We start from the raw sequence: 17,955 nt of genomic DNA, 5'->3' as shown, positions 1-17,955 counted from the left end.
AGAGATCGACTGAGTTCGGAACGCCGCCGGCACTCAGGCCGGGGCCAGCGCCTTCTCCACGAGCGTCAACACGTCGTAGGTCGCCACGATCTCGTCGCGCTGGTTGTGGATCACCGCGTCCCAGCGCACCTCGCCGTACTCATCGGTCTCGCGCGGGATGATCTGCTTCGCGGTGAGGGTCACCCTGATGGCATCGCCGGGCTTCACCGGCGTCACGAACCGCAGGTTCTCCAGCCCGTAGTTCGCGAGCACGGGTCCCGGCTCGGGCGAGACGAACAGCCCGGCCGCCCACGACACCAGCAGGTAGCCGTGGGCGACCCTCCCGCCGAAGAACGGGTTCGCCTCGGCGGCCTCCTCGTCCATGTGCGCGTAGAAGGTGTCGCCCGTGGAGTAGGCAAAGGCCTCGATGTCCTCGAGCGACAGCTCGCGCAGGCCGGACTCCACCTGGTCCCCGAGGCGCAGCTCCGCGAGCGACTTGCGGAACGGATGCACCGCGCGGTCCGTGCCGGCGCCGGTGTGCCAGACGCCCGTGATCGCGGTGAGGATCTCCGGAGTGCCCTGGATCGCGGTGCGCTGCATGAAGTGCATGACCGCGCGGATCCCGCCGAGCTCCTCGCCGCCGCCCGCACGTCCGGGGCCTCCGTGCACGAGGTGCGGCACCGGGGAGCCGTGCCCGGTCGACGTCTTCGCGTCGTCGCGGTTCAGGAACAGCACGCGGCCGTTGTACGCGGCGATGCGCGTGAGCAGCTCGGTCGCGACCTCGGGATCCCTCGTGGCGACGCTCGTCACCAGGGATCCCCCGCCGAGTCCGACGAGCTCCGCGGCCTCCGCGACGGTCGAGTACCCGAGCACGCTCGAGACCGGGCCGAACGCCTCGATCTCGTGCACGGCCGGCGAGGTCGTGTCCGCGAAGCCGACGAGCATCGGCGCGACGAAGGCGCCTTCCGGGGCGGGCCCCGTCGTGCCATCGGCGTGGACGACCTCCGGCGCGTCGACGGATCCCAGGAGCAGCTCGCCGCCGGCCTCGCGCAGCGCCGCGACCTGACGCAGCACCTCGTCGCGCTGCGCGGTCGAGACGAGCGGTCCCATCGTGACGGACTCAGCGTGCGGGTCGCCGATCACGACGCGCTCGGCGATCTTCGCCTGCAGCGCGGCGACGAGCGGGTCCACGAGCGGCGCCGGAACGATCGCGCGACGGATCGCCGTGCACTTCTGGCCCGCCTTCGTGGTGAGCTCGATCATGAGCTGCTTCACGTAGGCCTCGAACTCGGGGGTGTCCGGCGTCGCGTCCGGGCCGAGCACGGAAGCGTTGATCGAGTCGGTCTCGCTCGTGAAGCGCACGCCGTCGGCGGTCTGGGCGCGCAGCCCCGCGGCGGTCGACGCGCTGCCGGTGAAGGCGACGAGGTCGCCGAGGCGGAGCAGGTCGAAGATCCCGGGGAGGGATCCGCTCACCAGCTGCAGGGATCCGTCCGGCAGCAGCCCCGAGTCGATGAGGATGCGCACCCACGCCTCCGCGATGTAGCCGGTCGGGGTCGCGGGCTTCACGATCGAGGGCACCCCGGCGAGGAACGCCGGGGCGAACTTCTCCAGCGCGCCCCACATCGGGAAGTTGAAGGCGTTGATCTGCACGGCGACGCCGGGCAGACGCGTGTAGACGTGCCGGCCGAGGAAGGATCCGTCCTTCGAGAGCGGCTCGACAGGGCCGTCCAGGAGGACCTTCGCGTTCGGCAGCTCGCGACGGCCTTTGGACGAGTAGGTGAAGAGCACGCCGATGCCGCCGTCGACGTCGGCGTAGGAGTCGCGGACCGTGGATCCGCTGCGCTTCGAGAGCTCGTACAGCTCCTCCTTGTGCGCGGTGAGCACCACGGCCATCTGCTTGAGCAGCATCGCCCGCTGGTGGAAGGTGAGCGCGCCGAGGCTCCGCTGGCCGACCGTGCGGGCGTAGTCGACGGCGCCGGCGAGGTCGATGCCCGTCGAGTCGACCCGGACGATCTCCTCCCCCGTCGACGCGTCGCGCACGACGGTCCCGCCCTCGGAGGGGGAGGCCCACCAGGCTCCCTGCAGGTAGCTGGGCAGCAGCTCCGTCATCATCCTTCGCTCCATTCGTAGAATCCGCGGCCGGTCTTGCGGCCCAGGTGTCCGTCCGCGACCAGATCGCGCAGCAGCTGCGGCGGCGCGAACCGCGCGCCCAGCTTGGCCTCCAGCTCCTCGGCGATCCCCAGTCGCACGTCGAGCCCGACGATGTCGGTCGTGCGCAGCGGACCGGTCGGGTGCCGATAGCCGAGCTCCATCGCCGCGTCGATGTCGGGGGCGGTCGCGACGCCCTCCTCGAGCATCCGGATCGCCTCGAGTGCGATCGCGACACCGAGCCGGCTCGACGCGAACCCCGGAGCGTCGGCGACCACGACCGCGGTCTTGCCGACGGCAGCGACCCAGCCGCGGGCGTCATCGACGAGCTCCTGGTTGGTGGAGGCGCCCACGACCACCTCGACGAGCGCCGAGGCGGGAACCGGGTTGAAGAAGTGCAGACCGAAGAAGCGCTCCGGATGCGCGAGCTCCGCACCGAGATCATCGATCGAGATCGAGGACGTGTTCGACGCGATCGCGGTGCCCCGGGCGACCACCGCCTCGATCCGGCGCAGGCTCTCGACCTTGAGCACCCGGTCCTCCGGCACGGCCTCGATGACCAGCCCGGCGTCCGCGAACACTTCGGCATCGGTGCTCGTCTCGAGCGCGCCCTCGAGCGCCGCGATCGTGCGACCGGTGCTGCCGCGCTCGACCGAGCGCAGCAGGCTCGCGCGGATCCGCTCCCCCGCTGCGGCAGCTGCAGTCTCATCCCGCTCGACCACGACGACCTGGGATCCGGCGAGCAGGAACGCGTGCGCGATCCCCGCGCCCATGCGTCCGCCGCCGAGCACGCCGACGCGTTCGGGCATCGCCGCCGCGTCTCGACTCTCCTGCGGCTCGCTCGACCAGGATGTGCTCATCGGCGGCTCCTCCGTTCCAGGAAGGCGGTCATCCGCCGGTGCTTCTCGGTGCTCTCGAACAGCTCGGCCTGCAGCTCGAGCTCGATCTCGGGATGCCGGTCGGGCGTCGCGAGGAGGGCCGTCTTGGTGTGCCGGGTGGCGAGCGGATCGTTCGCGGCGATGCGGTCGGCGATCGCGTGCGCCGCGGCGAGCAGGTCGTCGGGCTCGTGCAGCGACGACAGAAGGCCCCAGGCGAGCGCCTCCTGCGCGCTCAGCTGTCGCCCGGTCAGCAGCAGCTCCGCCGCCCGCGCCTCGCCGACGATCTGCGGCAGACGCCAGGTCGCCCCGGCGGCGGCGATGATGCCGAGCCCGGTCTCCGGGTTGCCGATGCGCGTACCGGGCGTGCCGATGCGGATGTCGGCGGCGTAGGCGAGCTCGGCGCCGCCACCGAGGGCGTAGCCGTCGACCGCGGCGATCACCGGCATGGGCAGCGCACGGATACGCCGGAACGCCGTCGTGTTGATGCCGGCCCTCGCATCCTGCGCCCGGCGGTCGCGCAGCTGGGCGATATCCGCGCCGGACGCGAAGATCCCGCCGGATCCGATCAGGATCAGGATCCGCGGGTCCTCCTCGAGCTCGGCGCACAGCGCGTGCAGCTCGTCGATCATCGTCTGATCGATCGCGTTGCGGGTCTCAGGCCGGTCCAGGGTCGCGGTGACCCTGTCCTCGGCGCGCTCGATGCGCAGGCGGCGGGCCGTCGATGCCTCGGCCATCACACCCGCTCCACGATCATCGCGGTGCCCTGGCCCACGCCGACGCACATGGTCGCCAGCCCGTAGCGTGCGCCCTCGCGCTCCATCCGGCCGAGCAGGGTGATCAGGATCCGGCTGCCGCTCGACCCCAGGGGGTGGCCGAGCGCGATCGCGCCGCCGTCCGCGTTCACGATGTCGGGGTCGAGGCCGAGCCGTCGCATCGAGGCGAGCGACTGGGTCGCGAACGCCTCGTTCAGCTCGACCGCGCCGAGGTCGGCCACGGTGAGCCCCGCCTTGGCGAGCGCCTTCTCGGTCGCCGGCACCGGCCCCAGCCCCATGATCTCGGGGGCGAGCGCGGCCGAGGCGGACGCGACGATGCGCGCCCGCGGCGTCAGCCCGTGCCGTTCGATCGCCGCGGATCCGGCGACGACGATCGCCGAGGCCCCGTCGTTGAGCGAGGAGGAATTGCCCGCGGTGACGACGCCGCCGCCCGCGACCACGGGACGCAGCCCCGCGAGGACCTCGAGCGTGGTGTCGCGGCGCGGACCCTCGTCGGTGTCGACGAGCCCGCCGCGCGGGGTCGGCACGGCCACGATCTCGGGGGCGAGGCGGCCTGCGTCGATCGCGGCGATGGCCCGCTCGTGGCTGCGCAGCGCGAAGGCGTCGGCGTCCTCGCGCGTGATGCCGTCGAGGCGCGCGACCTCTTCCGCGGTCTCGGGCATCGAGAAGGTGGCCTTGTCACGCGCGGCGAGACGCGGGTTCGTGAACCGCCAGCCGATCGAGGTGTCGAACGCCTCGCCCGGCTTCGCCCACGCCCGCTCGGGCTTCGCCTGCACCCAGGGGGCGCGCGTCATCGACTCGACGCCACCCGCGATCATCGCGTCGGCGTCGCCCGCGCGGATCGCCTGCGCCGCGAGCGCGACGGCGGACATCCCCGAGGCGCACAGCCGGTTGACGGTCAGGGCGGGCAGCGTGTCGGGGAGGCCGGCGAGCAGCACCGCCATGCGGGCGATGTTGCGGTTGTCCTCCCCCGCCTGATTCGCGGATCCGAGGAACACCTCGTCGAAGGCGTCATCGGGAACGCCGGAGCGCTGCGCGGCCTCCCGGATGACGAGCGCGGCCAGATCGTCGGGGCGGACCGCGGCGAGGGCGCCGCCGTAGCGTCCGACCGGCGTGCGCGCACCGCCGATGAGATAGGCCTCCGACATACTCGTCCTCCCGGGGTCTTCGTCGACGGGGTGCGGGGGTCCGGGACCCGAAACTGTTTCCCGACCGATCGTTCAGTAAAAGGATGACAGACGGATCCCCGCCGGGCAAGTCCGCCCGGAAGTCCGATGGGGGAGAATGTTGCGGATGAGCACGGGATCCGCGCACGCGAGCGAGACGGCGAGCATCGCCGAGGCCTCTGAGGAGGCGCCGGCCGGCGAGCCGACGCCCCGGGCGCGCCGCGGGCGCCCGGGCTACGACCGTGCGCAGGTGCTCGAGATCGCGGTGCGCCTCTTCAACGAGCAGGGCTACGACGGCACGAGCGTCTCCTCGCTCGCTGCGGAACTCGGACTCAGCAAGGCGGCGCTGTACCACCACTTCGCGTCGAAGGAGCAGATCCTCGAGATCGCCCTCGACGATGCGCTCGGAGGGCTGGAGTCGGTGCTGGACGGAGCCCTGGCCGACGAGGGCACGGCCGCCACGCGGCTGGTGACCGTGATCGCGGGAGCCGTGCGCGTGCTCACCAGCAGGCTGCCGCAGGTCACGCTGCTGCTGCGCGTGCACGGCAACAGCGAGGTCGAGCGGGCCGCCTTGGAGCGCCGCCGCATCTTCGATCAGCGCGTCGCGCACCTGGTCGGGCAGGCGCAGCAGGAGGGTGCCCTGCGCCGTGACATCCGCCCCTCCGTGACGACGAGGCTCATGTTCGGCATGATCAACTCGATCATCGAGTGGTACCGCCCGGCGCACACGTCGCTCACCCCCGAGGAGCTCGTCGACGACGTGACCCGGGTGATCTTCGACGGCCTCCGCGCGCGCTGAGCGGGATTCTCGCCCGACGCCTCCCGCCCCGCTGCAGCCTCACCACTTCCGAAGGATCCTTGCAACTCCGCAGGACGGGATTCGCCGATCCATCCTGCGGGGTGGCAAAAGTCCTGCAGAGTTCGCCCCGCAAAAACGGATCGCCCCGCGCTCGAGCGAGCACGGGGCGATCCAGGAGAGACGGGTCAGGCAGCGGCCTTCTTGTCGTTGCTGCTGAGCACGCGGAACAGGATCGCGGCGATCGCGGCGCCGACGAGCGGGGCGACGATGTACAGCCACAGGTTGCTCCAGGCGAACTGGCCGCTGATGGAGAGGCCGAGCGCGACGGCCGGGTTGAACCCGCCGCCCGAGATGCCGCCGACCGAGACGGCGCCGACGAACACGGTGCCACCGATGGCCAGACCGTAGAAGGAGTTGTTGTCGTTGTCCTTCGAGGTGGCGACGTTCAGCACGACCCAGACCAGGGCGAGCGTGAACAGCGCCTCGACGAGGAAGGCCGGGCCGACCTGGATCTCGGTCGCCTTATCGGCGTGCGGCCAGACCGCGAAGCTCGCGAGGGCGGCGAGCGCGCCACCGATGAACTGGGCGACGATGTACGCGACGAAGTCCGTGACGCCGATGGCGCCGCGAATCAGCGCGCCGAAGGACACGGCGGGGTTGAGGTGGGCGCCGGAGATGTGACCCGCGGCGTAGACGAGCACGGTCAGCGCGAGGCCGATCGCCAGCGGCGTCAGCGGGCTCTTGCTGTTGATCGCGCCGATGATGCTGAACACGAAGAGGAACGTCGAGATCGCCTCGGCGAGTGCCTTTCCAGCAGTACCAGTCATTTCGAATGCCTTTTCTCTCAGGTCGAGGGTGAGGGCGGAATCTCCCGCACGCCGGCCGGCGCACCCTGGATTGCCGAGCCAGAATACCGGATTCCTGTCAATCGGCTGGGAACCGGAGCCACAATCCGGAACATCCGTGAGGGATCTCTTGACCCCCGGATCGAATCATCCTACGATTTCATTATCCGGTAGAGCAATTCCACTATTCGGAATCTTAAGCGAGAGAAGAGGCGATGATGCCCCAGACCCCCGACACGCAGGACCACCGCCCCGAGCACCAGGGCGCCTCCGAGCGACGCGCAGCGATCTATCCGCTCATCGACGTCGACCCCGATTTCCACATCCCGGCCCGCCGCGAGGGCGCGCTCACGAGGATGCTGGTCGCGCTGCGGATCCTCCCCCAGGCCTCCTGACGAGAACGCGAGAACGCGCGTCACAGCCCTGGCGCAGCCCTCGCCCTGGGCGCGGTGCGCTCGGCCCTGTCAGCGCCGTGCGTCGAGCACCTCGCGCAAGCGCGCGGCGAACCCGGCCGGATCGCTCGGGAAGCCCGGCTGCTCGGTGAAGCCGCCGTGGTTGCTCGGGAACTCGGTGGCCGCTCCCCCGAGTGCCGCCGCGACCGAGCGTGCGGCACGCGCCGGCATCGTCTCGCCGGACTCGGCGCCGAACGCGATCACGAGACGCTCGCCGAAGCCTTGGAGCTGCGCGATCTCCGGCACGTACGCGAGGGTCGAGGGCATGTTGCGGAAGAGCGGATCCGTCCGCCCGCCGTCGTCCGCCGTCGGGAGGCCGAACATGCTCGGATCCGCCGCAGGCGCGTCGAGGTAGTCGCCCGGGACCAGCCCGTCGAACATCACGAACTGGATGAACTTCGCCAGCGCAGGGCCGGAACCCTCGGCCGCATAGGTGCGCTTCTGATCGGCGACGACCGCGAGCACGGCCTCCCGATCGGGCAGGAAACCGGCCACGGGCGGTTCGTGCACGACCGCGACGTTCACGTCACCGGGGTGGATGGCGAGCAGCGCGAGCAGGTTCACGCCCCCGCCGCTGCTCCCGAAGGCGTCCACCGGGCCGACGCGCAGTGCGGCGATCACGCGGTGCAGATCGTCGGCGTGCCGCTGCACCGTGAGGTCGGAAGTACCGACCGGGTTGCGCCCGGCACCGCGCGGGTCGTAGGTGATGACGGGACGGTCTCCGAAGTGCGAGGCGAGGATCGCGAACCCCGTCGCGTCCATGGGTGCCCCGAAGAGGAACAGCGCGGGGCGCTCGGCCGTCGCCGTCGCGAGGTCGCCGTGCACGTCATAGGTGATCGCGTCCTCGCCCTCCCCGACCGTGTGCGTGATGACTGCGCGGGCTGCGGCGTCGTTCGCCATGGGATCCTCCAAGTCTCAAATACAACTAATCGGTTGTAGATTACGGCTTCGCGCCGGGGAGCACAAGGACATCGCCATGCTCCGGCGCCGACTGATCGCAGGTCGCCGCGGCCGGGCTTCCTCGCCCCTCTCGCCACGGTAGACCTTTGCGATCTAACGTGGGTCCATGGCAGGGCGAGCCGAGACGTTCATCGAGATCGACCGCACGGAGGTGCGCGTCTCGCACCCCGACAAGGTCGTCTTCCCGCAAGCGGGCCTGACCAAGCTCGACCTCGTCGAGTACTACGTCGCGGTCGCGGAGGGCGCGCTGCGCGGCGCCGGCGGCCGGCCCATGGTGCTCAAACGGTTCGTGAAGGGCATCGGCGCCGAGCCGTTCTTCCAGAAGCGCGTGCCAGAGCATCCGTCCTTCATCGGCACGGCGGTGCTGCGCTACGCATCGGGCGGCTCCGCGGAGGAAGCCGTCCTCCACGACGCCGCGGGGCTCGCCTGGGTCGTCAACCTGGGATGCCTCGACCTCAACCCGCACGCGGTGCGCGCCGGCGACCTCGACCACCCGGACGAGCTGCGGGTCGATCTGGATCCGATGCCCGGCGTCGAGTGGTCGCAGATCGTCGACACCGCGTTCGTCGTGCGCGAGGTCCTCGACGACTGCGGCCTCGTCGGCTGGCCGAAGACGAGCGGCTCCCGGGGCATGCACATCCTCGTCCGCATCAGGCCGGAGTGGGACTTCGCCTCCGTGCGCCTCGCCGCCGAGACTCTCGCGCGCGAGGTCGAGGCCCGCGCACCGGGGCTCGCGACCGCGCGCTGGTGGAAGGAGGAGCGCGGCGAGAGCGTCTTCGTCGACTTCAACCAGAACGCGAAGGACCGCACCGTCGCCTCCGCATATTCGATCCGGCCCCTCCCGGATGCACGCGTCTCGACGCCGCTCGCGTGGGACGAGGTGCGACTGCGGCGCCCGGAGGAGTTCACCGTGCCGACCGTGCGCGCCCGGTTCGCGGAGATCGGCGACCCGCATCGGGGCATCGACGAGGAGGCGGGGTCGCTGTCGGCCCTTCTCGCCCTGGCCGAGGAGCTGGGACCGGCCGAGAAACCGCCGCGCGGATCCGACGGATCCGGCCGCCGGGCCTCGACCATGCCGCTCATCGAGATCGCCCGCACCAAGACGAAGCCTGAGGCGCTCGCCGCGCTCGAGCAGTGGCGCGTGGCGCATGCGTCCGTCTCATCACTGCTGCATCCCGCCGACGTCCTGGTCGACGGAATGCGCGGATCGAGCTCGCTCTGGTACCGGGTGCGCATCAATCTCCAGCACGTCCCGGAGGACCAGCGCCCGCCACAGGAGCCCCTGCTCGCCGACTACGACCCCTGGGCCGGCAAGGTCTGGCCCAGCTGACGCCGCCTGTCGCCCGCCCATTCGATCCGCGAGACTCCATCTCCGCGACGAGACTGCAGCTTTCACGCGCAGTCTCGTCGCGGAGATGGAGTCTCGCGGGTGGTGCGCAGCACTCGGGTGGTGCGCGGCACGCGGGCAGGACTGGCGGGACCGTACCCCGCGATCGCTGGACAGCGCTGCGCGAGCGGCGTACAACGGTCGGCAGAGGATGGGGGCAGAGATGGCCGACGACGCCGCGGCGAAGCTGTTCCGGGGCGCGGTTCCGGATGCCTACGAGCAGCTCATGGTGCCGCTCATGTTCCAGCCCTATGCCGACGACATGGTCGCTCGCGCGGTGGCACGGGGTCCGTCCGCGGTGCTCGAACTCGCCGCGGGGACGGGTGCGGTCACACGAGGACTCGCGGCTGCATTGCCCCGGGAGGCCACGCTGGTCGCGACGGATCTCAATCCGGGCATGCTCGCCGTCGCAGAGGCGCGCGGTGCGCCCCGTCCCACTGGCGCTCCGGACGTCACGTGGCAAACGGCCGACGCCCAGGCGCTCCCCTTCGATGACGCGTCCTTCGACCTCGTCGTGTGCCAGTTCGGGGTCATGTTCTTCCCCGATCGGCCCGCCGCGCACGCGCAGGTGCGACGCGTGCTCCGGCCCGGCGGCACCTATCTGTTCTCGACCTGGGACTCGATCGAGACCAACGCCGTCGCCCTCGCGGTCGACGAGGCCTACCGTCGCGTGCTTCCGGATGCGCCGCCGAACGTGATCACCCGCGTCGCACACGGCTATCACGACCCGGTCAGGATCCGCGCGGATGCCGAAGCGGGCGGACTCATCGTCGAGGCGATCGAAGCCGTGGATCTGGTGGGCGTCGCCGAGTCGGCCGCCGCAGCCGCCGCGGCGATCCCGCACGGCAGCCCAATGCGCGCAGAGCTCGAACCTCTGGGCGACGAGACCCGCGCCCGCATCGAGGCGATCACGGCCGAGCTCCTCGCGCAGCGATTCGGCGCCGGGCCCATCCGCACACCGATCCGCGCCTTCGTGGTCACCGCGCGACGCTGACCGTCGCGGCGCCGGACGGTCCCGCGTGGATCCGTGAACGAGCCCCACACTTCCATTTCCGTGTCAGAACATATAGTGTCGTGACATGCAATCACTTGAGAAGGTCTCTGTCATCAGTACGGGGAGTGTCGCGATCCGTCCCGAGCACGTCACCCGCTCCGGCGCTCCCTTGCTCTGGTGGCTCTCGACATCCCGCCGCTGGACGCCGCCCCGCCCCATCAACGTCTACGTCATCGAGCATTCGAACGGTCTCACACTGTTCGACACCGGCCAGAACCGGGCGTCGGTTACCGATCCCGACTACTTCCCCCGCGGTCTGAACGGTTTCTTCTATCGCCGTCTGGCGCGATTCGAGATCGCGCCCGATGAGACACTGACCGCCCAGCTCGCCCGGATCGGCTACGACATCGCCGATGTCGACACCGCCGTGATCTCCCACCTGCACCAGGACCACATCGGCGGCCTCGCCGAGCTGGCGCATGCGAGGATCATCGTCGGCGAGGCCGAGCTCGAAGCCGCCAGGGGCCGTTTCGCCGAACTCGACGGCTACCTCGGGAAGCACATCTTCCTTCCGGAACTGCGCTGGGAGCCGCTGCGCGGCGAGCTCGACCTCTTCGGCGACGGGTCCGTCACCCTGTTCCCCACGCCCGGCCACACACCCGGATCCCTCTCCGCCCTGGTGCAGCGGGCGGGACTGCCTCCTCTCCTGCTCGTCGGAGACCTCACCTACGACGCAAGGCTTCTCGAGAAGGGAGTGATCCCCGGCGTCGGCCACAAGGCCGGCCTGCGGGCGTCGACCCGACGTGTCGCAGAACTCGCCGAGCGTCATCCCGGCCTGGTCGTCCTCGCCGCTCACGATCCGGCGGCCCAGGGCCTCCTGACGAAGGCGAATCGCGCCATAGAGTAACGGCATGAGGCAAGCAGAAAAGATCCGCTATCTCCTGCTCGCCGCGCAGCGCGAAGGCAACCGCCGACTCGCCGCGGCACTCAAGCCGATCGGGTTGTCGCCGGCGCAGTCCGAGGTCCTCAGGATCCTCGGCGACCACGGAGAGCTCACGGTCTCGGGAGTCGGGCGGATGCTGGTCTGCGACAGCGGCACCAACCCGTCGCGCCTCATCGAGCGCCTCGTGCTGGCGGGGCTCCTGGAGCGCACCGACGATGGCGACGACCGCCGCCAGGTGCACGTCCGCCTGACCCCGGCGGGGATCGCCAAGGAGCAGGAGACCCGAGCCATCGAGGACGCGATGTACGAAGCGATCGACGGGCTCCCCGGCGCCGCAGACCTCATCGCCCCTCTGGAGCTCCTCGTCTCCGGCCATCCCGCCGGCGAGGCCCTGAAGCTCCGCACCACCACCCACCACGTTCGGCGTCACGAGTAGGCCAGACGCCCGGGAAACCATCCCCCTGGCCTGACGTCGACGTCATCGTTCCTTGGAGGAACACATGACATTCAGGCTGGACATCGACGTCACGGCCCCGGCGGCCGAGGTATTCGCCTTCGTCGCGGACTTCAGGACCACACCTCGTTGGTACTCCGCTGTGCAGCGCGTCGAGCACGTGCGCGGGTCGGGAGGCCTAGGCACCCAGTACTCGGTGCACCGCACACTGCCGACCGGATCCGTGGTCAACGTCGTCGAAGTCACGAGCTACGTCGAAGGCGAGGAGGTCACCTTCACGTCGATCACGGGCCCCACGCCCTTCGTCTACCGATATCGGATCGCGCCTGGGCCGCTCGGGTCGCGCCTCGTGCTCGAAGGCAGCATCAGCACCGAGGGGCTTCCCGGGGTCGCGAAGCTGCTCTCCCCGGTGGCGGAACGACTGTTCAAGCGCGGGATGCAAGACAATCTCGGAGCGCTCCGAGACCTGCTCGAAACGGCATGACACGGGCATCCCAGGGCGCGCCGGCCGCCGCGACTAGCCCAGTTCGCGCAGCGGGGCGGTCCGGTCGCCGCCGACGTCCCCGGTGTTGACAGTGCCCTGCGGCTCGAACAGGATCGCGTGGACCTCGCCCACCGCCTTCGGACAGTGCTCGACGCCCCGCGGCACGACGAACACGTCGTTCGGATTCAGGACGACATCACGATCACGGAGCTGGATGACGAGCTGCCCGCTCACCACCAGGAACAGCTCATCGGTCTCCGGGTGCGAGTGCCAGACGAACTCGCCCTGCAGCTTGACGACCTTGACGTCGTAGTCGTTGACGCTGGCCAGCCGATGCGGCTGCCAATGCCCCGCGATCGCAGAAAGGGCGTCGTGCACGTTGCGAACATCGTCTGTCATGCCCTGAGCCTAGGTCGCTCCGCCTCGATCGCGCGCCGCACCCCGACGGAGAAGGGAGTGGGAGCGATGCCGAAGCGCCGCTCGAAGGCGGAGGAGTCGAAGAGGTACGGATGCTCGTACTGGTACCCCATCTCGAGAGTCTCCTGCGCCTCGCGGTCGACGAGGGCGGCGAGGCGCAGGAGACCCCGGGTCAGCACCCGCGCGCGACCGGGCCCTCCTGCGGCGATGTCGATGTAGTCGACGCCGCGGAGGGCTTCCGCCGTCGGCAGATGCCAGACGCCCGTCTCGGTCGAGCGGCCGAGCGCCGCCAGCCCGCGGCCGATGTCGGGCGTGTACGTCATCGAATGCGCCAGCCCTGCGTCGAAGAGCCACCGCCCCGCGCGTCCGCGGCCCAGGGCGTCGATCACCAGCCGATTGAACACGCTCGTGCGCGCGCCCGGCCCGTAGAAGTCGGCGGCCACACCCACGACGACGTTCGGGAAGGACCGCAGCAGCTCCCTCGCCTCGGCGCGGATCCGGCCCTTGCGGCTGATCGGCCGCAGGGGCGTGTCCTCGCGCATCGGCCCCTGCGCCCGGCCGTAGGCGTAGACGTTGTCGAGGTAGACCAGCCGCGCGCCGGCGTCCTGCGCCGCCTCCGCCGCATTCCGCACGATCACCGGCCAGTCGCGCGCCCAGACCGTGTGGTCGTACGGGAGACCGGCCACGAGGTGCACCACGTCGGCTCCGGCGACGGCCGCACGGGTCTGGGCGGCGTCGAGGAGATCCGCCTGCCGCGTCCGCACGCCGTCCGGCACGACGACGGGGCCCCGCGCGACGGCGACGACCTCGTCGGCGCCGCCGGCGAGCGCCGCGACGGTCTCCTGCCCGATCACCCCTCTGGCACCCAGCACGGCGTGGACGCTCATGCGCCCGCCCCCGCTCCGCCTGTCCAGCGCAGGTCGAACAACTCGTCGGCGTTCCCCGCGCGCACCGTCCGGGCCTGGGCTTCCGTGAACACCGCGCTGTGCTGCGCGACGTCGGCGAGGAGCTCTCCGGCCGCCTGGAACGGATAGTCGGTGCCGAGCACCAGCCGGTCGGCCCCGAGCACCTCCGCCGCGGCCCGCAGCGCCGCCGGGTTCACGTGCGTGACGGTGTCGAACCACGCCCGCCGCGCGGCGACGTCCGGAGGTTCCGGGGCGTCGGGGGCCTCCCAGGGCTGCTGGGCCCGCATCCGCGGAAGGAGCATCGGCAGCGCACCGCCGAGATGCGTGCCGATGACCTTCAGGTGTGGGAACCGCGCGAGGTGTCCGGCGAGGAGCAGATCGGCCATCGCGATCGTGTCCTCGATCGGCGCTCCGACGGCCCAGCGCATCGGGCGCTGTGCGATCAGCGGGCTGCGCGCATCCGCACCGACCGGATGGATCAGCACCGCGGCAGACCGGGCGTCGAGCGCCGCGAAGAGCGGATCGAATGCGGGGTCGGTGAGCGCCCCACCCAGAATGTCGGTCGTGAGCGCGACGCCGACGAAGGCCTCCTCCGCCAGCCGATCCAGCACGGCGAGAGCGTCGGAGATGTGCGGAAGCGGGAGCGCGAGGAACGCACGGAACCGGTCGGGGTGGCGCTCGACCAGCCGGGCGTACTCGTCGTTGACGTGACGAGCGGCCGTCGAGGCGGCCGCGGCGTCCTCGAGGTGCGGCACGAGCGGAGTGGCGGAGAGGATCTGCAGGTCGATCCCCGCCTCGCCCATCTGCGCGAAGCGCTGAGCGAGGTCGCCCGGCTCGTCGGTCGCGCCGAGCGCCCGGTACATGTCCAACCCCGTGACGCAGGACTCCGCCAGCAGGTCGAGGTAGGCATGCGTCCACAGGTGCGCGTGCACGTCCACGACCGGAGCGGTCATCGCACAGCCCCCGCTCGCACCCGCGGCCGTCGATCGCGCCATGGCAGCCGCTCCTCCACCTCGGCGGCCAGCCGGAGCAGCTGCCTGTCGCGATCCCGTGCTGCCCAGAGCTGCACGCCCAGCGGCACGCCGGATCCGTCGAGACCGCCGGGGATGCTGATCGCAGGCGTCCCGGTGACGTTGGCCGGAGAGGCGAGCGGCGCGGCCTCGAGCGACCTCATGAGCCACTCCTCCCCCGAATCGCGCTCCGCACCGCGCCCGAACTCCCCGATCCGCGGCGCCGGGGCCAGCGTGGTCGGCGACAGCACCGCATCGACGGTGCCGAACAGCGCTTCGACGCCCCGGACCAGCGTGCCGGCGTCATCCCACGCCGCCGCCCGATCCGCGTCGGTGAGCGAGGCACCGTACGAATGCAGCGCCGCGGTCTGCGGTTCCAGCAGCCCTGCGGGGTCGCGCTGCAGCGCCGCGGCGATCGCGTCGACCCACTCCGCGGTCGTTGCGGCCCAGATCACCGCCGTCGCGTGCGCGTGCGTCGCCCAGGAGACCCCGAGGTCGACGGGGCCGGTGACGACCTCATGACCCGCATCGCGCAGCGCCTCCGCCACCGCCTCCGCCCCGTGCCACGACGCAGGGTCGACCGCCCGGGAGCCGAGAGCACCGTCGGTGAGGAGGATCCGCAGCCGCCGGTCCACGGCCGGCGCCGTGGAGTCGGCGACCGCGTCGAACAGGGTCTGGGCGTCGCGGACCGAACGGGTCACCGCGAACGGCACCGCCAGGCCCTCGACGGGATCGGGGTCGGGGGCCCACGACACGGCGCCACGCGTCGGCTTGAGCCCCACCAGCCCAGTGTGCGCCGCCGGCACCCTGATGGACCCTGCCGCGTCGGTGGCGTGCGCGATCGGCACCACACCCGCGGCGACTGCTGCGGCGCTGCCGCCGCTGGACCCGCCGGGCGAGCGGTTGGGCGCGAACGGGTTGCGGGTCGCGCCGGTGGCCGAAGACTCCGTGACCACGGCCGCGGCGAACTCCGGCACGGTCGTGCGCCCGAGCGGCACGAGCCCCGCCGCCCGGAATCGGTCGACGAGCGCCGCTCGCTGCACCGGCATGAGCGAGGCGGCGAGGCGGGACCCGATCTCCATGCGGCGCCCCGGGATCGGCGCACCCATGTCCTTGAGCAGCATCGGCACACCCGCGAACGGTCCGCCGCCGAGCACCGGTTCCGGATCCGCCCAGGTCTCCACGATCGCGCCGAGCACCGGATCCACCTGCTCCGCCGCGGCGAGCGCGAGCTCCACGAGCTCCGCCGGAGTCGTCTCCCCCGCGCGGATCGCTGCGGCCGCCGCCGTCGCGTCCAGGTCGGCGTATTCGTCGAGATTCATCGTGCATCCTTTCCGTAGTGCCCCCAGAACACGGACACCGCACCCTCGGTGACCACGGGGAGTTCTGATCGGTCGAAGTCCTTCGGCCGGAACGTCGCGACGAGCTGCGGCGCCCCGATGCCCATCGCGATGAGCTGGCGCAGCGGCAGGTCGCCGTCGGGCAGAGCGAGCAGTCCCTCGCGCGCCATCATCGCGAGCGCGTCGGCGAGCGGACGGTCACCGTATGCCGCGTTCGTACGCGCCCAGAGTTCCGCCAGCTGCGGGAAGCGCTCCGCCTCGCCGATCACCGTGCGGCGCAGATCGATCGTGGCGGGCTCCAGCAGCCGCTGCGCCCAGGCGAGCAGGAAGGAGCGCAGAGCACTGCGCGCCGAGTCCGCATCCGACCACGGGCCCACGTCGGGGAGGCCGGTGTACGCGGCGATGAGCGCATCGCCGACCGCGTCGAGGAAGAGTCGCTCCTTGGTCTCGGCGTAGGCGTAGATCGTGGGCTTGGAGACGCCGGAACGACGCGCGATGTCGTCGACAGATCCGCCGAGGAACCCGTGCCGGCGGAACTCCACGACCGCCGCGGCGCGCACGGCGGCGAGGCGTTCCCTTGCGCGCGGCGTGCCGACATTCAGCTCCGGGAGTCCGCAGTCCTCGCGGAGCCCGTGATCCCGATCCGTGGTGATGGTCATGCAGAACTTAACTGATGAGTTAAGTTTCTATTCCCGCTCTCACGCCGAGATCCCTCCGACAAGGTCCGGCCTCAGCGCACGGCTCTGATCGGAAGCACGGCGAGTCCGCCCAGGGCGCCGAAGACGATCGCCGCGACGAACAGTGCGGAGTAGTTCTGTCCGCCTCCGCCGATCGCGAGCAGCGGGATAGCGAGCACCGGGACGAGGACCTGCGGCACCTGATAGGACAGCGCCACGATGCCGAGATCCTTTCCTGCCTCCTCGAAGGTGGGCAGCACCTCGGTCATCATCGCGATGTCGACAGAGACGAACGATCCCTGCGCGGCGCCCACGAGCGTCATCGCCACGAGGAAGACCGGCAGGTCCGGCGCGACGGCCGCCAGCACCAGCCCGGCGGCCGACAGCAGGGCCGAGAGCCACACGATCGCCTTGCGCCGGCCCGTGCGATCGGAGATCCAGCCGAAGACCAGCGTGGTGACGACGCTGGCGCCCGTGAAGATGAGCACGACCGTCGCGAACAGTCCAGAGGCGCTCTCCTTCGGCACCCCGAGACGGTCGATGATGAAGAAGAGGAGATAGGTCGACACCGTCAGGATCGACATGGTCACGAGCATCCTGCATGCCCATGCCCAGAAGAAGTCGCGGTATCGCACGGGGTTCAGCCAGTAGGTCGCCAGCACGTCGGACCATCGCCAGCGCGGAGGCCGATCGGTGCGCACGATGTCGTGCAGGCAGAAGAAGAGGATCCCGCAGAGCAGCGTCCCGATGGCCCCGGGGACGACGAACCAGGTCCACTGCGCGTCATTGGGCAGGGCCGCGACGAGCGCGGAGCCGACGACGAGCGCGACCGCGTTCGCCGCGCTCGCGGCGGCCGACACCCGTGCGCGGATGCTCGTGCGGATCTGATCGGCGAGAAGCGCATGGACAGCGGCGTTGGCGGCCCCGTAGCCGGTCTGCGCGATCGCCCACCCGAGGACGATCTGCCAGAGCTCGGTCGAGAAGGCGAGCACCAGCACTCCGGCGAGCCCTGAGAGCGCGCCGGCGAGGATCCACGGCCGCCTCTTGCCGAGTTTCGACATCGTGCGGTCGCTGAGGCGTCCGAACAGAGGGGTGATCAGGATGACGATCACGCCCCCGATGGCCGCGACGATCGACAGCTCGACGCCCTTGGCGCCGTCGTCGGCGAAGGCGAGCATCTTGGGGATCGATGCCCCGATGAGCGTGCCGAGCACGAGGCTCAGCCCGAACCAGGCGGCGACGAAGGCGACGAGGAAGCCGCGGGGCTGCGGCGAGCCCGGGATGCCGCCCAGGACGGCCGGGTCCGAGGGATCCGCGGGCTCGAGTGTGGTTCGGGACGTCATC

At 71.0% G+C, this 17,955-nt stretch carries 19 protein-coding genes; 7 read left to right on the top strand and 12 right to left on the bottom strand.

Annotated elements, in window-relative coordinates; genetic code table 11:
* Positions 1-33: 33 nt before the first annotated feature.
* Genes paaZ through CQ044_RS05540 form a run of 4 tightly spaced genes read right to left on the bottom strand, consistent with a single transcriptional unit; the run spans position 34 to position 4,926 of the window.
* Positions 34-2,088, bottom strand: a complete 2,055-nt coding sequence (gene paaZ / locus CQ044_RS05555; RefSeq protein WP_105687463.1) for a phenylacetic acid degradation bifunctional protein PaaZ — start codon at positions 2,086-2,088, stop codon at positions 34-36.
* Positions 2,088-2,987, bottom strand: coding sequence for a 3-hydroxyacyl-CoA dehydrogenase family protein (locus tag CQ044_RS05550; RefSeq protein WP_105687461.1), 900 nt, complete (start codon positions 2,985-2,987; stop codon positions 2,088-2,090). The genes paaZ and CQ044_RS05550 overlap by 1 nt, the downstream gene beginning before the upstream one ends.
* Positions 2,984-3,739, bottom strand: a complete 756-nt coding sequence (locus tag CQ044_RS05545; RefSeq protein WP_105687459.1) for an enoyl-CoA hydratase/isomerase family protein — start codon at positions 3,737-3,739, stop codon at positions 2,984-2,986. Before CQ044_RS05545 ends, CQ044_RS05550 begins: the two co-directional genes overlap by 4 nt.
* Positions 3,739-4,926, bottom strand: coding sequence for an acetyl-CoA C-acyltransferase (locus CQ044_RS05540; protein WP_105687457.1), 1,188 nt, complete (start codon positions 4,924-4,926; stop codon positions 3,739-3,741). Before CQ044_RS05540 ends, CQ044_RS05545 begins: the two co-directional genes overlap by 1 nt.
* 145 nt (positions 4,927-5,071) lie before the next feature.
* On the opposite strand from CQ044_RS05540, the gene CQ044_RS05535 reads away from it, so the two are divergent.
* On the top strand, positions 5,072-5,743 hold the full coding sequence (locus CQ044_RS05535; protein WP_105687455.1) for a TetR/AcrR family transcriptional regulator: 672 nt from the start codon (positions 5,072-5,074) through the stop codon (positions 5,741-5,743).
* Positions 5,744-5,928: 185 nt separating this feature from the next.
* Here the strand turns inward: CQ044_RS05535 and CQ044_RS05530 are convergent, their stop codons facing one another.
* Complete coding sequence (locus CQ044_RS05530; RefSeq protein WP_105687453.1) at positions 5,929-6,570, bottom strand: MIP/aquaporin family protein; 642 nt, start codon at positions 6,568-6,570, stop codon at positions 5,929-5,931.
* 233 nt (positions 6,571-6,803) lie between these two features.
* Here CQ044_RS05530 and CQ044_RS05525 point away from each other — a divergent pair, with 233 nt between their 5' ends.
* Positions 6,804-6,983, top strand: a complete 180-nt coding sequence (locus CQ044_RS05525) for a hypothetical protein (RefSeq protein ID WP_105687451.1) — start codon at positions 6,804-6,806, stop codon at positions 6,981-6,983.
* Positions 6,984-7,052: 69 nt separating this feature from the next.
* Here the strand turns inward: CQ044_RS05525 and CQ044_RS05520 are convergent, their stop codons facing one another.
* Entirely contained in the window at positions 7,053-7,940 is an 888-nt protein-coding gene (locus CQ044_RS05520; RefSeq protein WP_105687449.1) for an alpha/beta hydrolase, read from the bottom strand.
* A 166-nt stretch (positions 7,941-8,106) separates the two neighbouring features.
* Between CQ044_RS05520 and CQ044_RS05515 the strand changes: the two genes are divergently transcribed.
* The 5 genes from CQ044_RS05515 to CQ044_RS05495 all read left to right on the top strand — a co-directional run bounded on the left by CQ044_RS05515 (position 8,107) and on the right by CQ044_RS05495 (position 12,262).
* Entirely contained in the window at positions 8,107-9,330 is a 1,224-nt protein-coding gene (locus CQ044_RS05515) for a DNA polymerase domain-containing protein (RefSeq protein ID WP_105687447.1), read from the top strand.
* Positions 9,331-9,550: 220 nt separating this feature from the next.
* Entirely contained in the window at positions 9,551-10,381 is an 831-nt protein-coding gene (locus tag CQ044_RS05510) for a class I SAM-dependent methyltransferase (protein WP_105687446.1), read from the top strand.
* A gap of 85 nt (positions 10,382-10,466) precedes the next feature.
* Positions 10,467-11,288, top strand: coding sequence for an N-acyl homoserine lactonase family protein (locus CQ044_RS05505; protein ID WP_105687444.1), 822 nt, complete (start codon positions 10,467-10,469; stop codon positions 11,286-11,288).
* A gap of 4 nt (positions 11,289-11,292) precedes the next feature.
* Positions 11,293-11,760, top strand: coding sequence for a MarR family winged helix-turn-helix transcriptional regulator (locus CQ044_RS05500; protein ID WP_105687443.1), 468 nt, complete (start codon positions 11,293-11,295; stop codon positions 11,758-11,760).
* A 64-nt stretch (positions 11,761-11,824) separates the two neighbouring features.
* Positions 11,825-12,262, top strand: coding sequence for an SRPBCC family protein (locus CQ044_RS05495; RefSeq protein ID WP_105687441.1), 438 nt, complete (start codon positions 11,825-11,827; stop codon positions 12,260-12,262).
* A gap of 33 nt (positions 12,263-12,295) precedes the next feature.
* On the opposite strand, the gene CQ044_RS05490 is transcribed toward CQ044_RS05495, so the two are convergent.
* From CQ044_RS05490 to CQ044_RS05465, 6 genes are all read right to left on the bottom strand, one after another.
* A complete protein-coding gene (locus tag CQ044_RS05490; protein WP_105687440.1) occupies positions 12,296-12,661 on the bottom strand; it encodes a cupin domain-containing protein in 366 nt (121 codons plus the stop codon).
* Positions 12,658-13,566 carry an NAD-dependent epimerase/dehydratase family protein gene (locus CQ044_RS05485; protein ID WP_105687438.1) on the bottom strand — a complete coding sequence of 303 codons (909 nt, stop codon included), beginning with the start codon at positions 13,564-13,566 and terminating at the stop codon, positions 12,658-12,660. The genes CQ044_RS05490 and CQ044_RS05485 overlap by 4 nt, the downstream gene beginning before the upstream one ends.
* Entirely contained in the window at positions 13,563-14,537 is a 975-nt protein-coding gene (locus CQ044_RS05480) for an amidohydrolase family protein (RefSeq protein WP_105687690.1), read from the bottom strand. The genes CQ044_RS05485 and CQ044_RS05480 overlap by 4 nt, the downstream gene beginning before the upstream one ends.
* A complete protein-coding gene (locus CQ044_RS05475) occupies positions 14,534-15,916 on the bottom strand; it encodes an amidase (protein WP_105687437.1) in 1,383 nt (460 codons plus the stop codon). Before CQ044_RS05475 ends, CQ044_RS05480 begins: the two co-directional genes overlap by 4 nt.
* On the bottom strand, positions 15,913-16,593 hold the full coding sequence (locus CQ044_RS05470) for a TetR/AcrR family transcriptional regulator (RefSeq protein WP_105687435.1): 681 nt from the start codon (positions 16,591-16,593) through the stop codon (positions 15,913-15,915). Before CQ044_RS05470 ends, CQ044_RS05475 begins: the two co-directional genes overlap by 4 nt.
* Before the next feature lie 71 nt (positions 16,594-16,664).
* A complete protein-coding gene (locus CQ044_RS05465; protein ID WP_105687433.1) occupies positions 16,665-17,954 on the bottom strand; it encodes an MFS transporter in 1,290 nt (429 codons plus the stop codon).
* Position 17,955 lies beyond the last annotated feature (1 nt).

The organism is Microbacterium sp. MYb64, from assembly GCF_002979495.1.
Taxonomy (GTDB): Bacteria; Actinomycetota; Actinomycetes; order Actinomycetales; family Microbacteriaceae; genus Microbacterium; species Microbacterium azadirachtae_A.
Note: the sequence above shows the minus strand (reverse complement) of the source record. Positions and strands in the feature narration are given on the sequence as shown.